We start from the raw sequence: 19,202 nt of genomic DNA, 5'->3' as shown, positions 1-19,202 counted from the left end.
GGCCCCCATCCCTGGAGAACCGACACCATCTGGCGGCGCAGTTCCTCCCCTGCCCACGCCAGGTACTCCGGCTGGTTCGTTCCGGGTCCTGGAAATACCAGTACCCGTGGACGGGCGAAAGCAGACTGGGCCTGCGAGGAGTGGCGAGAATCAGATGAGATCTCGACGGGGTAGCGATAGGTGCTGGTGATCGGTTCGTCGGTCCAGGCACGCGCGAGGCGGGTCAGCACCGCTTCCAACATGTCGCCCTGGAACGAATCCTCAGGCCCGCCGAACAGAGTGCGAACCCGATCGCGCAGGCCCGCGTCGTCAAGGCGCTCAGGTGCCTCGGAACCGCCCTCGGACCGCGCGGTGACTACCGCTAGAAGAGTTCGGCGCTGCGCCGGGGTGAGGTCTGCCCTGCCCTTCAAGTACCACATGACTCCGTCAGCGTCCGGAGCTGCTCGGCGAGGTTCGGCCAACGCCATCATCAGCAAGCTTGCGGCTTCTGGCGGACCAGCAGGTGTTCCCTCCTCGCTGTCGTTGGCCAGCGCGAGTCGTGCATCATCAAGTAACTGCTTAACCGCGTTGGTCAAGTCCTGGTCGCTGGCCTGCCCGAGTGAACCGCTGGGCAGAACGCCAAGCATGAAGGCAAGGTTCACTGCAGCGTGGACGAGGCTCGAACGAGCCTCGGCCAGCACCGGCGCCCCATCCTCCAGAATCTCATGTATCTCCAGCACCCGGTCCTCGACGTCGCCACGCCGTTCCTGGTCGACCCGCAGAGGAAGCTGCCCGGTCACGCTAAACAACCGTTCCGCTTCGGGGTCTCGTTGCACTGGCGAGGGATCGGAGGGCTGTTGGTCGCCGGAGTTCCGCGGTATAGGCGGGCTTGCCGTGATCTGCGTCTGGGCAGGCTCCTGATCACGGACAACGGGCAGGGTCAGTTCGTTCTCGAAGGCCGGCTCCAGGAGGGGCAGGCCAGACTCGCCAAATCCCAGGTGCAGGGAGACGGTTTCGTCGTTCCGTAGGGTCAGTGTGACCGGCAAGGAGACGGCCGGCTCGTCTGTTGCGGTGGATCCTTCCGGGGCCGACTCTACGAGCGGGACAGGGCTCCAGTAGATCGGGCTGCGCGGCGTCATCAACCCGTCCGGGTCTGGGCGCCGGTCCCCTTGCAGGTCGTAGGGGACCTCACGCTGCAGGACAGACTTCAGGTCGGGCCCGTAAGTCCGGGGCGCGCGATCGGCCTGGTTGAAGTAGAGCACGATCTGGCCGTCCCGGTCCGTGTCCGGTCCGTTCAGCCCAGGCTTTACCGCGCGGACCTCTGACCATTGCCGCCAGGAATCGCTGGTTGCCAGGACATGGCTGTCGATGAGTTCGGCCAGGCCCTGTGCATAGGCGGGGGTGACCCCACCCATCGCTAGCCAGATGGGACGCGGTCGAGACGACGGCCCTGCGCGGTGATGCTCGGGCATCTGCAGGATGCGTTCGGCCAGATCCTGGAACGTCAGGACTTCCTGGACGACTCTCGTCCTTTCTCCTTCGCCCGGCGATCGGAAAGAGGTCAGCAGAACATGCCCAGGGCCACCGGTTGGATCAGGCTGGAAGAAGCCAACTACGGGCTGCCAGTCTCCATAGGAAGGCATGGAGTAGGCCGCCCGCAGCCTGTCCTGTTCTGTGCGGTGCTGTGCCAGGTCAGCCTCGAAGCGAGCGCGCTCGGTCAGATCCGCCGCCTGGGGATCGAACTCCAGATCGGGAACGTGATCGGACAGACTAGGTAGGTACCGGCCGTGTGCGGTCGGCGATCCGAGGTAGGGGTGCAGCAGACGTTTGGCGATCACCGTCTCGCTGTCCACGAATAGTTCCAGTGCGCTGTCGAGAAGATGCGCCTGGACCAACTCCATGCCGTCGGCGTTCTTCATTGCCCGCCGCCTCTGGACGTCAAGTTCCTGATGCGCGAGGAGCCCGACGATGACCCGCAGGAAGGGCCCTGTTCGCCGGAACGAGTCCGGTACGGGAAGGCGCTGGTTGACGTTCCAGACGATGTTCTTGCCGTAGTCGCCTGTGGCGCCGGCGCCGAAGGTGAACGAGAGGAGGGGGAGGGCGGGGACCGGCATCTTGCCGGTGCCTGACAGGCTCGCTGCCAGGTTGTCGCCGAATATCTTGATAGACGACAATTCCTTCATTCGAACGGTCTCGGCGAGGGTGGAGGCGTTGACGAAGTCGATCGTGACCGGGTCGTAGAGAGCGTGCGTCGTACGATTCGACGCCCGTATATCACTCATCTCACCAGTGGCGTGGGTGAGCTTGGGGAAGGTGTGACCGTCCTCCAAAGTTAGGTGGAAGCTGCTGAGGATCTGTGAGGGCCCGTGCAGGATGGACAGCATCTGGCGCGGAGTTCCGGTGGGGTCCATCAGCTCACGAGCAGTCTTGGACGTATTTGCGAGAGTCCGCACCGTGTCGTCATGCAGTTCACGCAGGGCCGGCGACGAGACGCCCACCGGCAATATGGCCCGATCGCGCATGTCGGCCCTGGAAACCGTTAGTGGGGTGCGCTGCTGCCTCTCAAGGATGGAGTGCAGGGGTATCTTCTGCCCGGTCTCGTCATAGGCGGCCACTGGTGTGGCCAGGCGGCCTGCAGGGGGGCCGAAGTTCCGGGCGATTGAGTCGTTTAGGGTGAAGACTTGCGGTACGAAAACTTCGTCGGTGAGAGATTTTTTCCCCTGCTGGGCTGTGATGATGAGCTTGTATCCACCTGTGTAGCGATGGCCCAAGCCAGCGAGCAGCACGTTGTCGCGCGTCCGTTCAATGCTGCCGCGGTGCCGGGTGCTGGCCCGGAACGGATTGCTGTTGAACCCTCCGGTCAGGCTTCCACCCGACAGGCCCGGTACCGGCGGGAACGCTGAGACGGTTCCGGAGCCGGAAACTGTGTAGGCCGTGTAATTCGATTGGCGGATGGCTTCGCGCTGCGTGTTGAGGCGGTATCGGACCTGGCCCGAGTCCTGGGTGTCTAGGTAGACGTAGGAACCGTCCGGCGCAATGAGACCGGCTTCCAGCCACTCGGGCGGTATCTCGTCCTCGGACAGTTCCTGCACCCGCAGCTGCAGACTTACGTCGTCGACGGGGCTCAGGCGCGGGTCTTCCAGGTGCAGGAGCAGCCCTGGCCCGGCCATCTGATCGCGCTGGGCCAGCAGAGAGCCTTGGTCGAGGATGCTGACCAGAACAGCCGGGGTACCGCTGCGCCCAAGATGGCCGGAGCTGGGAAGTACACCCGCTTGCCAACGAACATGCAGAAGCTCTGGGCTGATCTGGCCCAGAAGCCTGCGGGCCGTCTTAAGTACCAGGTTCTCGTCTCCGGCTAGGAAGGACGAGAGGTCATGATCGAGCCAGGCAGCCAGCAGCGGTACCTCGGTCGGATCAATCTGTGCCGGGATCCCGGCCGGTTGCAAAGCCGTCAGGTCGGCCTCGGGGCGCAGCCCCGCGTAGCCTCCCAGGACGACCAGCCGGGCACCACCGTGCCGGCCCTCTCGATCGCCCACTACATCAGCGTGTTTCTCGCTGTGGGCCGTCACCTCCATGTCCCAGACCATGGACGAGCGAACCCCGCTGTAAACCTTGAGCGCGCCGTACACCCAATGCCCGGCGATCGGCTCGTTGGCCTCGGTCCGGCTGTTCTCGTGGTCCTGGGCGGTGCGACTGCCTCCGGCCGCAACGCCGCCCTGAGCGGTTCCAAGTCTTTCCACTCCCAGGGCCGCGGTCTGGGTGTGGCGAAGCCGTTCCCGGCTGGCTGTGGCCGGGTCGGCCTCGATGATCGTGTTTGGCCGGAACTGGCCAAACCCAGCTTCCGGTAGCTCGGAGAAGGATCGACCGATAAGGACGATCTCAGCGTGCCGCACCTTGGGCGCCTTTCCCCCAGCTGATGCGGTGAAAGTCTTGGTTGTGACGACTTCCTGATTGAACAGCATCTGGCCGATCAACAAGTCCTCGTTGAGCCAGGCCTTCAAGTCAGCGGCAATGCTGTCCTCAGGCAGTCCGGCATCAACCAGGAGCTTGGTCGCTACCGCCCGCAGCGCTGCGCTCGACAGCATCTCCAGCGGCACATCGTCTCGACGTCGTCGCGGTGACAAAGGGGCAGAGCCGTCGGAGAGTGTATGTAGGCTCAGAGGTGGCAGCACGGCTGGCTCGCCGATCCCCACGACGGTCGGCGGGATAATTTCCACGACCTCGCCGAGGGTCGGAACCAGAGTCTCTTGCCCTTCCGGTAAGGCTATTGGGGCCATCGTTTCCGGTACCTGGTACCGGATGATGCTCGGGATCTCCTTGTAACTGGTAGCCGAATGCCATTGTGTCGAAGTTTCTTTTGGTGTCTGCTCGGCACCGATGTTCCTGTCGGAGGCCAGGTTGGTCACGGCGTCTGTAGCGGCTCGGCCCATCGCTGCCGCGCCCGCAGCAAGCGCTCCCCCCTTGGCCGCCCGGCTTTTGAAAGTCACCTTCGTAGTGACGCCGAAGCCGACGGGAAAGGTGAACGACCGCTGCTGCCCCTCCTGCACGAACCCCTTCGATGTCCAGGACGCGGAGCGGGCTGTGCCTTCGACCTGTTCACGTTCACGCGCCCCCACCCCGGAACTGCCGGGGACCTCACTCATGTCCAGGGCTGGGTTGGCCTTGTCGCGGGTAACAGGGGGCTTTCCCCCGAGCCCGCCGGCCCAGGTGTACGTATTCTCCTTCTGCGAACGTTCAGTGTCTGAGGAGGCTGTGTAAGAGATCGGGTAGAAGTTGCTGGATCCCGTTCCGGTCCGGCGGCTCACCCACTTCTTGTCCTGCTGGGAGGACACACTGACCTCGACGTCCAGGACGCCACCGTCGACAGCGAGGTAGAACGTCTCGCTCTGGGCGTCACCGATCAACCGTCTGGTGTTGGGCAGCGCCGTCCGGGTCGAGAACTGCTGCATGATCCAGCGTTCCAGATCGTGTAGGTCCCGGCCGGGTACCTGCTCCGTGTCGGTGCTCGCGAGTGCATCAAGGTCCTCAAGAACCATGTCATTGGCGGTTTGGGCGACCTGATAGTAGGAACCCAGGATGTCCACTACACCTATGCCCCGGCTTTTCCCGGCCTGGATCGCCGCGGGAGGCTGGCGATCTGTGACAGCGTCGCTGTCGTCCGGAAGTCGGGATCCGGGACGCACGACGTCCTCGGTGTCCTCGTCGCTGTGGGCCAGCACCGCCCGCAGCTCGGCCTCGAAACGCTGGGCCTCCCCCTGGGCAATCCGCACATAGCGGGTCGCGGTGGACGAGAGGGGTGTCCGAGCGCCTTCGTCGTCGGTACGCACCTCCGTCTGCAGGTCAATGGTCATCCGGTAGGTACGCGTGTCGGACTCCAGGCTGAAATACTCCCAGTCACCGGCACCGCTAGCAGCGCTCGACTCGCGGGTATGCTGAATGGCATGCCCAGTCGTGGGCCCAAGGTTGGCCGAAAGGTTGATGCTGTCGGGCATGACCGTGGGAAACGTCCCCTTGAGCCGCCCGCTCGCACTGAGACTGGTTGCAGCGTTGCCAATATTGCCGCTTACAAGCAGGTGACGGGTGTCTTGGTTCAAGAGGGCGTTGGAGGTGTCGACCGCCTGGACCGATGTCGTCCGCCCTATGATCTTCAGGCCGGCCCAGCCGCCGTTGGCATTGGTCGCCGTGCTCGGGGGAAGGTGGCCCGATCCGTACACGTCCATGCGGTGGCGGAAAAGGTTCTCGTCATCGAAGATTTCCGTGGTTTCCCGTACGAAGTCCTCGTCGCTGTCGGCGAATCGGCCAATGATTTGCCGTCCCAGTGGGCCCGACTCGTTGTCGTGGGCAGTGAGCGACTCGTCGATCGCCAGAACGCGCCAGGTGACGTCGTGGAAGGCTGACTTCTTGATATGACTCGCGGTTGCGGGCAGTTGGATGAGCTCGCCCAGCTGATACGTGTGGCCCGCACTGCCCACCTCAGGTGACTCGTTCTCAGAAAAGGCCAGAAGGACGGCTTCAGGGGCAGTGATGATTCGCTGGGCGCCCTGGGAGTCCGCGTACTCGACTCGCCACTTGCTTCCTTGCGGACGGCCGTGGGCGGCTGGGGTAGTGGTGAAGTATGCGAGCTGGTTGTGGACGGCCAGTTGCTCAGTGACCACCTCGGCCCAGATGGATTGCCCATGAGTGACCTGGCGTCGCACCCCGCCTCGGCCCCCGATACCGATCCCGCCGCCGCCCGGCAGTGTGACGTCGGCGCTGAGGTTGGCGTTGCCAGAGACGGCGCGGTACGTGTCCTTGTAGGTGCTGGGCTGCTGGTAGCTGCCAGGGTCGACGGATTGTGTCGGGCGGGAGCCCAGACGCAGCTTCTGCTCGGACTCCGGTGTCGAGTAGGTGACGCTGCCCTGCTCGTGCAGCGGTCCCAGATCCAGGAAGAGTTTTGCTCCATCGCCAAGGTCGATACCCTGCGGCGAGACCAGTCGGCGCCCGGGGGCCCAGCCGGGCATCTTGTCCTGGTAGCTGTCATGGGATGGACCCGCCTCAGTGACCTGCTGAGGGTCCAGAGTCTGGTAGATCTGCGAAAGCCCTTTCAGCTCGCGGTGGATCGCCTGTCGAAGGTGCTGTGGCAGGTCTTCGCCCAGCTGGCCGATCGCACGATCGGCGACCTCCTGCAGCGACTGAACCGCGGTCCCGCCGACTGTGACCACATGACCGAACTCGCCCCAGGGCAGAGGCCGGCCCGCCGCGGACTCAAGCAGAATCCGACCGGGCAGACGTCGTATCGGCCGTCGGCCGTCGGCAGCCGCCAACTCATCCGTCGCAGGCCAAGCACCGTCTTCGGTGTGGTGTCGCTCGAAGTCCGAGGCCAGTCGTTCGGTCACGGCCGACAGGTCGACGAGACGTCTCACCAAGCCCGCATCAGCGAGTCCACCACGCACGCGTCGCTCAACCAGTACCTCAAGTTGAGCCTTTGCCTGGTTCAACTCAGCCCGGTATGTGGCCAGGCGCCAGGCAGTGAACGGGCCAGGCGCGACCTCGTGCGCGGCTCCGGGTGACCCGTAAATGCTCTCAAGCTCCTGCTCGGACGCACGCACCCGCTGCTCGACCTCAGGCAGCAACTGCGCGAAGGCATCCCGGTGAATCGCTGTAAGTTCCCTTTCGACCGCTTCCATCGGTGAGCGCCACTGCCGTGGAGCGGTTGGTCCGCTCTGGAGCGACAGGTCACGAGCCGACATCACGACCGCCGCTATGCGGTGGCTTCGCTGCTCGCTGCTGTCTTGCGGGTGCTCCCTCAGCAGGTTCAGGGACTCCTGTGCCTCGGCCACACGCGCTGGGATCTGCGCGAGCTCCCAGGCTCGTTGTCGAAAGAGACGATGGGTCTGCTCATGCACGGCCTGCTGCAGGCTGTCCATCGAGGTAAGGGTGGTGGTGCCCACCAGGTCGACCAGATGACGGATCCGGTCTTGAACGGACCGTCTGTCCGCCGGCAGGACAAGATCGGCAAGGGTGCCCAGGTGCGCGAGCGTGACCGGGTCCGGATAGCCGCGATCACGCAAAGGGCTGAGCGCGGACAGGGCCAGCGCTCGTAGTCGGCCAACAGCCGCGATCAAGGCGACGTCGTAGCTGCCCGGAAATAGCTCCCGGAACAGGACGGTGGCGTCCAAGAGGCCTTGGCGCTGGATTCCGGTGTACTGGGCTAACTCCTCGACTTCCGCACTATTGGTAGCGCCTAGGCGCCTCAATACCTCGAACGCCTCACGGTGCTTTTGGTACCAGACACGCTCAGGAGCAAGCCCAAGTAGCTGCACTCCCTGCACGGGATACTGCCGTCGTTCCAGTTCGGTGACCTGAGAAGGCGCGGGCGGAACCGGTCGCGAAAGTGGGAACAGCGAGAGCGCTACCCGCAATGCATCACCTAACGTGCTTACCGGTTCATCAGCCACCTGCACATCCAGCAAGACCGAGTGCGAATCACGCGACTCACCACGACCAATCCGCACCAGGTCAGCGATATCCCGGTGATCGACGTCGAACTGCCGCCCCATGTGCTCGACCAGTACATCGCCGACCTGCCTGACCATGCCGGTGTCGCCCGCGGAGACAACTCGCCCCATCCACTCATGGATCTCCGGCGGCAACTTGGCTGCCGCAGTCCCCAGCCCTAGCAGCGCTGACGGGTCGATTCCACTTGACGACCCCGCCCGCAGCGCGGCCTGAACGAACGCCTCATACGCCTGCTCAAGATGAGCATGCGCCTGCAACATGACCCCCTCCGACAGCCCAGCCTCGCTAAGCGCTTTCGTGACTGCCGGCACAGCAGCCCCACCAGACAGCCCACCCGGAGAACGGGGGACGGCGGCCGGGTCGCCGTGCAGGTCGCCGGTCTCACCGGACTCCGGCTGCACCTCACCGGACTCCTCTTGGGCCTGCAGCTCGTCCAAGAGGACCGCAATCATCTGGTCGTCGAACCATTCCACGTCCTGGGTAGAGCCTTGCGGCGTCACCAGGGTGTACTCGGCCCCGGCCGGCTGAAGAAGGGCGAACCCGTACCTCGCCCGTAGCTGCTCCAAACGGGGATCGGTGAGCTTCTGCGAGATCACCAGTGTGCGACGTGCCTGGGGTCCGGCGACGTCGACCCGGGCTGTCAGGTCCTGGATCAAGCGGTTGGAGTAGGTGAAGCCACCATCGGACTCTTGTTGGTCCGGCGAAAGTTCGACTACCGACCAGCCGCTGCGTTTGGCATGCTCTTGGAGTAGTCCGCGACCGTTCACCGGCTGGTTTGGCAGAAGCCGCAGTCCCTCACCGAAAATCAGGCTCCCAGCCTTCAGGTCCCTGGCTGCCTTCGCCAGGCCACCAAATGTGTCCGATAGTTCCTGGGCCCGGGCTGCAGCCCTATCCGCTTCGCGCGCAACACGCTGGACAGCTTTCAACCCTTTGTCGGTCCCGTGCAGGGTGTGCCGCGCGATTGTTAGCACGCCGCGTGGCGTGCTAACAACATTGGGAATGTACCGAGCCTCGAACACCTCCTCTGGGTCTTTGGAACGCCAGGCGGCGGCACCCGTAGCTTGCGTGGTCCCTCCGAATAGCGTCTTCCAACCGTAGCTCTTCTCCCCCCGAAAGCCCGCTACGAGAAACAGGCGCATGGTCATGTTCGGGTGCCGGTCTTGACCAGCGACGGGGTCTGGTAAGGCATAGTCCGGAAAGGCGAGGTCCAGCCAACCGCTGGACAGACCCTCCTCATGATCGACGGCGAACCCACCAATTAAGGTCGTCAGCTCCTCCGCCTTTTGGGCGACCCACCTACGAGCATCATCTCCCAAAGCATTGACGTGCGCCCACAAGGGACGTCGACTTAGTGCGACCAGTCGGTTTTTCACGAGCCTAATGCGGCGCCTATTCGACTCGGGTCCGCCCGATCGATCGCTGTCGTCAGCGGCGACCGCATGCGTATAAGCCGTAACCACAGTCCCGATAAGACGCTGCACTTCAGCAAACCTGCGAAGAAAATCCAGATCGGACTGGGGCAGCTCGCCGCCAACCAACTCCGAAAGGAACATCGAAGAAACCTCGCCACCTAGCTGAAACGCGTTTTTCAGAGTCGTCCGCGGCTGCTTAGCAATAGGAATCTTTTCAGCCAGTGTGGCCAGCCCCTGCAAAAGTGCGGGAACTCCGGCACCGTCGGTATTGGCAGTGAACTGCAGGAAGTATGCAGCCTCATGGAAATTTTCGGGCTTACTAATACGCAACTCGCTGATACCAGGTTCTAGTTGAGCTGATTCATTGAGCAACACGGTCGCGACCCGTTGCGTCGCAGAAGCCCAACCAGGCTCCGCTGCCCGATGAGTGGCGGCCCACTCGTGGACCCTTGCTTCAAGTCCGTGCCGGACCGGATGAAGAACCGCTTGCAACGTGACGTTCTGACTGACGCTGTGATCCAGCCAGGAGAAGACAGCCTTGGCGTTAGCATGATATTCCTCGACACCCTCACTGCCAGAGCCCCCAGCGGTCGACCTTCCAGAACTGAAGGTGACCTCGACGACAGAGGCTCCGAACTCCCCCTCGGGATCCTTTCCGGTGACCGCTCGGACAAAGCGGACCGCGCGCGGATAAGTGACCCCGTCCTCACCAACCAAGAAGTAACCGGAGTCCGTATGCAGCGCTACACCGATCTCAGGCAGCGCCGCAATCCACGCCTTACCATAATTTGGGTAGTTTCCTAAAACGACTGAGGTCTGCCCGTCTTCATCGACCTCATTGACGAGTTGCTGCTCCCCCAGGACGAAAGGTCCCTCGATTTCACCGGCAATGTCTCCCCCGCCGGTCAACCTGACCTTTCCCAGGCTAAGAACTGAGGTCAAAAACAGCGCCAATTTCTCGACCGTCCGGCTCACAACCGTCGGTAAGTTCTGGATATCTTGCGCAGCAAGATCTGTCTCGGCATTCCGCAGCGAACCCCGTAAGAGAACGGCCACCAAGGGAACTACCTGGGACCTCAGTACAGATGCATCAGGATCCGTATTGAACTCATATATTCCATAGCCACTCGCCGCGGTGACCGACCGGATTGCAACATCCATCAGGAATTCCCGTTCCCGTACGGGCATCCCGTCCAGAATCGCCTGTGCCGCCGCGCCACGATCCACCAGCCACTGTTGGCGGGCATGTTCGAACCTCGCAACATTACCGCGGAGCCCGCTCAGGTCCCATATACCTTCCAATAAGGGACTTTCCAGTAACGGAGCCATACCGGTACGGACAGCTGGGATGGCCGAGTATTGCTCGCTGAACTGGGCCAGCGTCACCGGGCCGACCATCTGTGAGTGACTGATCTTGGTCGGCCCGGCGGATAGCCCGACGCGCTCCAGATCCGACTGCGTCAGCGCCAGGTGCGGGTTCTGATTCTGGAAAACCTCCTGCAACCGGGTGCTGAGCATCCAGCCGTTGTCACTGATGTGCTGTAGTCGCTCGATCAGGTGCAGGCGTAAATTGAGCGGCCAATCGGGCTCCCAGTGACGCTCTGGAAGAACCTTTCCTGGCGAAATCTGCTTGAGCAGAACAAGGAGTGCCGCAGCCTGACCTGCTGTCGGCTGGAGGTAAAGATTGACCAAAAGGTGGTAGGCCTCAGCCTCAGAAAGCAATGGTACAGCAAGCGCGTGCGTCCACGTCTGAATATTTTCGGTCGCTGTGACTTGCGAAGAAGAGGAGTTTGCCGCAGCGGAGCTTTCCACGGCTGGAATGTTCGTGTCATCCGGCACAGCCGGCACCCCACCGCGTAGCAAGCGGTTGAGGATCAGGCGCTCAACGTCCGGCCCATGCCTCAGGTCCACCCCCGACTCGCGCAGGTCAGCGATCAGCTCTCCGACCTGCTGCAGGGTCGGGGCCGCGCCACGAGCCTCGCCCTCGGTCATGGTCAAGCCTCGAGCCGTCCGTTCGAACTCTCTGCTGACCAACTCGTACGCCCAGCGCGGCGTAACCGTTCCCGGATAGAGATGAAGTGTTGCCAATTCATCAGCCAGTTCGACGAGGGTTCTCGTCTGCGGTCGTGGCAGGGTGAGCAGGTCCTCCACGGCGGTGCGTGACAGTCCCTCACGCCCGCGACTGCGCAGATAGACGTTCACCTCGGTGTGGATGTCCGCCAACGTGGTGGTGTCGTCCAGCGGCCGCCGGGCGGAGTGCCATCCAATGCTTGGACCGGTTCCTTCCTGCTCGGTGGAGACATCCCGCACGAGACCTGTGGCAGCGGATTCCTGATTCGCGGACCTCTGGGACGGTTCCGCCGCAACGCCGAACCCGTCGGAGAAGAGTGCCACTGCCGCGGCATCCTCTTCTTCGAAGATCGAGTCGGCATATATCTGCGTTTCCGGATCAGAGATGAGGTTGGTATCGCCGCCCTCGAGCGGTTCCCCCGTCCGCACGGGGGCCTTGTTCAGGTCCGGGTCGGGGCGAGCGCTGTCCACGGGGACCGGCGGCAAGGTGGCCTCATAGTCAGCGCTTCTCGACCAGATCCGCACTGAGTCGTTCTGCGTCCGAAAATCCTTGTCCGCAGGGACCGGGACCCGGACGTCCGTATTTGCCGCGGATGCCGAGGACTCCCCCATCTGCCTGCCCGCTAACCCGTCCCCGTCAGCTGGTACCTGTGCCTCTGGGTCCAATTCCTGCTGAAGGGTCACCGCCTCGTCATAAGTAGGCAGCGTGGCCGGGGAAACTGCTTCTCGACCAGGGCCCGGGTCTAGCTCCGGCTGAGCACTGCCTTCCATGTAGTCAAGCGCATCGCCAATTCCGTCGCGGTACATCGGGGGCTCAGGATCGAACAGTCCAGCTTGACGCGTCTCACCCACCGTAACCGGGTATTGCGGCAACCGTTCCTGGGCCTGCCCACCGGTCAGACCGTCGATCTGACGCAATATCCCGAGGAACTCTTCCGTTCGGCCCTCCCGCACCAGATCCCGGTGCAGACCGAACAGGTCAAGGCCAAGGCGTTCCACAAGGTGCAGGTCCAGGCCGGCCTGGCGCAGCCCGTCTGTGACCCGGGCCCGTTCCGCATCTCCGTCTAGAGCCGCCCATTCGGTCCTCAGCGTCCTGCTGGGTATACGAACAAACCGTCCGGCGATCAACGGCCCGAAATCGGTGCGTAGTAACAGGTCCACACGATGGCCGCTGCCACTGTTCTCGGGTGTGACTGTCGTTGCAATGGTGTACTGGCGACGACCGATTGTGCGGGACGGGAGATGCGCGGACCTGGGACCGTTGCTGTCTTGCGCCTCGCGGCTGAGCGCCCAAACCCTGACCATTGCTTCGTGAAGGAAGTGCGGTGACAGGGCATGACCCTGTCCATCACGCCCTGGGTCCATCCCAGTCGCCCTACGCGGGGGCCCGAACTGCAGAAATCTTTCACGGTCGAGCGTGCCGAGGATGTTGATGCCGTGCTCCTCAAGACCACGCAGGATTGTCTGCAGGACCTGCTGCCGGGAAGGGCCGGTCAACGGGGTAGTGGTCCCCGCCTGCCAGATCGGGTTGCCAGCGAGCTGCCGAACCGGTCCCTGGGTGACGAACTGTGGCGGACCCTCCAGCGTGGGCCGGCTCACCACCCGTGACCAGGAGAACTCCTCGGTCCCTTCCTCCGGGGGAAGCCGGTGCACCAGGTCCAGGTGCGTCTGGTGGCCCAATACACGAGCTTGCTCGGCCGTCATCTCGAGGTCGGTCGACAACGGCGGCCGGTCACGCCGGTACGCAGGCACCCGACTGCTGGAACCGTCCATCCAGTCCTGGAAGTCGCTTGCTGACACCACGGCCTGCTCACCTGCCGGCAGGGTCCAGCGCCCACGAGCAGTCGCGCCCGGGTAGAGGGATGAATGACTGAGCGCGATGCGCCCCGGAGTAGGAGGCCTCTGAGTGATCGACCACGGCCGACCTGACAAGTCGAAACCCAATACCGATCGCGTATTCTGCGTGCCATCATCCGAAGACCGCGACGACTGCGGCCCTGCTATGGGCTGCGGCTCGGTCAACCGGTTCTCACGGGCGCCGTTGCGCCCGATCTGAGACATCGGACGGTTCTTGTCCGCCGGTGAGGTCACCCCGCCGTCCCGCCGCCCGCCCGTTTCCGTCCCCACCCCGGTCTGCACCGCGACAGGAAGATCGACGTCGAAGAACGACAGGTCCGTCGTGTCGGAGGCCGCCCACAACGGAACCGATCCGATCCAGACTGCTTTCTGATCAAGCGTCGTCGGGTCAGCCTGGCCCCGCTGACCAATCACGATGTCGACGGTCCGCTCGGACGAAGGCACTGCTGGCCCAAAGCCGAAGGTCATCTGGACGAGGACCCGATCGACGCTCTTGGCCCCAGGGAGCCCAACCTGGATTAGCACCTGATGCTCACTGCTTCCGGTGAGTCCATGACGGAGCGCAACCACGTCGAGTTCGGTTACCAAGGGATGGTCGGGTGGGAAACCCGCTACGGCACCGGGCTCGCGAGAGAAGCGTGGCAGTAGCCGGCGGAGCCCGGCGTTCGTCATCTGTGTCCGGAGCACCTCGAGGATCTCAGCGCGCGAACGCTGCAGATCGAATTCCGAGAGCCAGTGGCGCCGGCCGGGCAGCTCCGCCATCCGGTCTCCCGCCCGGGCGCGTTCGTACACCTCGGCAACGTCCCTCCCGGAGGGGTTGATGCCGGCCATCGACAAACCATCCCTCATCAGCGTCGGCCCGATGTCTAGGGTGGTGGGAACGACCCACCTTCGGGTCTGGCCGCCAGGTTCAAAGACCCAGAACCCGCCGCGGCGCATGGGATCCAGTAAGGCGTCGATCACATCGCTGAGGTATCGATCGCCGAGGCCGAGCGCGTGGGTGAGCTCATGCCCCAGGACCGAGGGCACGCTGCTCACGAAAACGTTACTTTGATCCTCTCGCATATCAACGGTTTTCGCATCCGGGTGAACCAAGATCCTTCGGTCTGCCGCGGCGTTGGGGTTCAGGTGAATGACCGGCCGGGCCCGGACGAACACAGTACGGCCGCCCACCTGGGTTCCCGGGCTGTTCTCCCACGCTGTGACCATGCCCGCGTTCATTCGGGACGCGACCGCGATCAGCTCCTCTTCGGAAACACCGTCCATGGGGGTGAGCAGCACGATTGGATGCACGACGACAACAGTCGCGTCCTCAGAGAGCTCGATGATACGGGCCTGGTAGCCATGCTCGTTCTTCTCGAAAGCCAGAACGTTCTCGTCGCGCGCTATTCGCGCGAGGAGCTCGTTGAGCACGTCCGGCGGACGGATCTGGGCCGAGGGCCGCCTCCGGGGATCTGCCGCGCGGATCGCGAGGTTCGTCGCCTGACGGTCCTCGGCCGCCTGCTGCAACGGTTCCAGCCGGGAGCGAACCTCCGAGCGCAACCGGTCCGGGTCCAGTCCACTCAGCCAGTGAGTTCTCTCGGGCGTGCGCAAGCTCGGGTCCATGGCGCGGGCCACAAGCGTTAAGGTTTGACTCTGCAGACGCGTCAAAGGTTTTGAGCTGTGTAAATAGCTGCGCAGAATATGCGGGTCGGGGGTCCGGTGATGATGCGGCGGTGGCGGAGCCCAGCGGGGCAAGGTCGCGGACTCGTTCTGAGAGTTCTGGGGCCTTGGTTGTGTGCGCCGGGTCCCCCCCGCGATGCGGGTGAGTAGCCCGCCCAAGGGGTCTGCTTCGCCCTTGGCCCCATTGACTTTTAGGAGCTCCCGGGCGACGTCCTGCAGCGCTACCGGCTCGATCGTGCGCAATTGCGGCATGATGAGGCCTTGTTCGTGAGTCAGGGACGCCACGAGGCGCATCAGCGGGATCACCAGGTGCCGCGGAACAGTCGCCCCTTCCGCCAAGGCCGCCGCCACCTCGTGCTTGGACGGCATTGCGCTGCCCAGTTCCAGCACCCGCGGTCCGGCTCCGCTGACCTCGATCGGCTTGTTGTACGGGCGGGTGTCGACGACCTGGTTCCATTCAGGGTTCCAGCTCACCGGACCACGGGGCATCCGGTTCTGCACGGCGGCTGGCGTTGGCGTCTTCAGGTAGAGGGGCCGGCGGTTGTCGTGCAGGCGCACCGATTGGACGCCGGGAGCCCACTCCCGCCACCTGTCCAGGATGATCTGCGCCAGGTCGGCGTCCGACGTCTGGGCGGCAGATATGGTCGGTCGGAGAGCATGCACGGACATCTGGCCGGCGCGCGCGCTGAGTCCGACGCTGTCGGACAGCATGATCCCAGCAGGCATCCGTAGCAGATGCGTCTCAATGTTCGTCTCGGGGAAACCGGCTGTGACTGCCAGGGGGGCCGAGCGGTCGTGCTGTGGCAGACGGCGCGTCCACTCGGGTGTGCCATACAGGTCGTCGAAGGCCCAGTCTTTTCCTTCGGACCCAGGCCCGTAGCGCAGGGACCAATTGTGCAGATCGGTCGGCACCAATTGTGAGTCGTCCGGCTCAGCCCGCAGGTCTGTCGGCAGCGGGTAGATGACTTCGGTGCTAAATCGATCGGACAGGTCGTGGGCGAGGTCGCGAGAAATCTCTCCCAGCAACCGCATCGGCAGTCCAGGGCCCGCCCCGATTTCCTGCGCCGCAGTTACGACCGCATTCTGCACCCCCGGGTCCCGGGTGTCTCCCAAGACCGATATCACCACCCAGCCCGGCTCCGGGCTAGGTGCCTGATCAGGCACCTGGCCGCGGGGTCCCACGACCGCTACCCCGTGCCCAAGATGCAGCGAGAACCCGGCGTCCCCCGGGACCGCGAGGTCTTGACTCATCAGAGGTCGATCAGTGGCTGTCGGGGCCACCGGGTCAAAGACCGGCGCATGGTGCTCGCCCAGATCGTCCACCAGCCAGGTGCGGGAACCGTCCGACACCCTTAATTTAGGCTCCGGCGGGTTAGCCGACGCCAGACCTTCTGCCAAGCCCGGTTCAGCCGGGACTAGACTGTCCCCAGTGACAGGTTCAGAAGCCGTCACGTGGTCAGCGCGCATCCGCACCCAGCCGGGGCCCGGACTGCCGTCGGGTGCAGGCATCGTACGGCCGTCGGTCCCCGCCCCGTTCGGGGTGTAGACCAAGTCGATCTTCGTGTCCCAGACCAGATCACGCAGGAAGGCTTCCGGCAGACCCGGTGTGTAGATGCGCCAGGCGGTCTGATCGGCATGATCGATGACGTATTCCCTAATCTTCTGCTGCACCAACGGATTACCACCGTGTGCCTGCACAAGCAGAGTGGTGCGATCCGGCTCGGTGAGCAGAGCGGAGGGCTCCACCAAGGGTGCTTGGTGCATGGCGGTGAGAATCACCGAATCGCTATTGGCATACTCAGTCCACTGTATGCCGCTGCCGGCGGGCGCTGGTGCCTGCGGCGCAGAGATCGGCTGGGCAGAAGAACCTGCCGGAGGTGATAGCTGGGCGAAGACGGTTGGCTGCTCGGGCAGAAGGGGGCGGTTGTCTGTCGAGAGGCCAAACTCGGACAGAGAAAATCCGGCCTGCATTCCGCCCAAAGACTTCATCGGAGCAGCAATATCCGACCAGTCGACCTCGCGCCGCCGGTTGACAGACTCGGAGCCTGGCTGCTGAGACTCGCTTTCAGGCAAAGTTTCGGATTCGGAAGCACTAGGCTGGTCGAGTCCACTGTCGTGCTTACCGGTTTCGCTGATGATGGAGCCGAGGTCGGGCGTGCTGACTGGCTGGCTTGAATAAAGCTCGACGATCTTGAGCAGGTCGTTCATGGTCCAGGTCAGGCCATCGGGCAGTGCGATTTGCTCCGCCGAGGGGCGCAACGCCTCCGGCAGGTCAATGATGATCTGAGCGACTTGAGCGGCGCTGATCTCCCGGCCTTCGAAGGGGCCTTCGACGTGCATCTGCCGCGGACCGGGATCCCCGGTGATCTCAAAGGTGTCGATGACATCGGGCGTGGTGGCGGGTAGCCCGGCCAGCCGAACGGTGACCCCATCAGCCGCAGGGGCTGTCCGAACGCCCGCAACCATGGTCTTCTGCGTGGCCAAGACGGCCCGGTGGTAGGAGATCAGCCCGTGGTCGTATAGACCAACCACCTCCGAGGTGGGCAGGGTGTTGGTGCTGGCGGCGACGTGTTCCCCAATCTGCTCAGCCAGCTGGTCGAACTGGGGGGTACGCAAGGATTCGTGAAACTGCCTCACGCGCTCGGTCATATCGGGCAAAGTGGCGGTACGGCTCCAAGCTTCCTGCACGGCCGCGCCCACCACCTGCCGGGCCTCGTCGGCGGCGGCCTGGGCCTGCATCTGCTGCCATTGTGTAATGATCTGTGGCTCGGCCTGCCTGAAAGCCCGCTGCTGAAACCCTTCGACGGCATGGTGGAACTCGAGGTAGGCGCGGGCGTCCACCGCAACCAGGCCTTCGTAGGCATCGGCCAGCTTTCGCGCCGCCTCACGCAGGGTGATACGGCCCTCATCGGCCGCGTCCTTGATACTGGTGGCGCGCCGCTGAGCCTCGGCGTCGAACTCTGCCAAGGCGCGGTCAATCACGTCGTCGGAGCGCTCGAGCGACTGCCACAGGGCCCGCAGATTCGCCTGGTCGGCGCGGATTCGAGGGTAGGGGTCGGCAAGGAACTCGTCCTGGAGCGACGGCGTCTGAACCGTGTGGCCGGGCCGCTGCGCCGCTGATACGTTCTTTTCTGTCGCGCTGAAGCTTTGGAGCATTTGCAGTAGGCGTGTACGGGTCTGTTCGGCACCGTTGGGCTGTCCATCCGCCGGTTGCGGACGGTATTTGTCCAGCAGGCCCAGGCCGGACAACGCCGACGGCGCGGACGGGCTGCCGTCGTGTCCGCCAGTGGTGCTGACCGCCCACCGATCGTTCTCCAGCAGGGCCCGCAGGTCTTGTTCGCCGTCGGTCAGCAGGTAGTGATCGATAAAGGCGAGGTCACGGCGGAAGCCCTCGAACAGATCGCCCATGACCTCCTGCGTGATCGCGTAGTTGCGGTTGAACTCCTCCGTCCCGACCAGATCGTGCCAGGTACGGGCCGCGTCGCGGATCGAGGCTCGAATTTGGTGCTGCTCACGAATCCAGGCCGGAACCTTCGCGAAGACCAACGCAGCCTGCTGGTCAAGGCGTTTGACCCGCTCGAAGGCATCCTGGAATTCTTCGCGCGTACGCCCTTCCCGGTAGAGGTGAAATATGTTGTCCTCAAACCGCCCGTAGCCGAGAGCGTCTCGTACGTCAGCGTCCCAGATGCTGTCGCGCAGGGCACGCAGTCGCTCAGTCACTTCGGCCCCGAGCAAATCCACAGCCTGCGGAGGAAGTGCGACCTGCTCGTCAGCTTCTGCTTGCCACTGTGCGTACGCCGAGTCCACCGCATCTAAAGAGACAGCCCGAAGTGCCATTTCGTCGGCAATAAGGCCGATTCTTTCTGGTTCGCTCAATCCTGCGAAGGCTTGCGGGCCGCCAGCAGCGTCTACGAGAACCCGGCTAACGGCGTCGCCAGTTCCCAAGACGGGCCGCACCGCGGCGTCATATCCGTGAAGAATCCCCGCAACAATCTGAGGATGACGGGCCAGGATTTCCGGCACAGGAGAGCCGTTCTGGCGCAATATCTCTGCCGTACGCTCCAACAGCGGCCCACCTGTCAGACCGGAGTGTTGACTTGGGGGAAGGTTTAGTGCGGAGCGGTTCTCGTCGAATACCTCCTGGTCCGGTTGACGCGCAGCGTCGATGTTCGGACCGCTGGACTCCACGGATGGCTGGTCCCTCGAGGAGCCGTCAGACGCGCT

At 63.8% G+C, this 19,202-nt stretch carries 1 protein-coding gene (running past one end of the window); it reads right to left on the bottom strand.

Going from position 1 to position 19,202, the window contains the following annotated elements; all coding sequences use genetic code 11:
• Positions 1-19,166, bottom strand: the 5' portion of a protein-coding gene (locus tag QSK18_RS34715; RefSeq protein ID WP_285628494.1) for a hypothetical protein. 17,134 nt of this gene lie to the left of the window's left edge; 19,166 of the gene's 36,300 nt are visible here — the first part of the coding sequence; it begins with the start codon at positions 19,164-19,166; the stop codon falls past the left edge of the window.
• Positions 19,167-19,202: the final 36 nt, after the last annotated feature.

Source organism: Kineosporia sp. NBRC 101677 (genome assembly GCF_030269265.1).
In the GTDB taxonomy this organism is placed as follows: Bacteria; Actinomycetota; Actinomycetes; order Actinomycetales; family Kineosporiaceae; genus Kineosporia; species Kineosporia rhizophila.
This window is presented reverse-complemented; position numbering and strand designations above follow the sequence as displayed.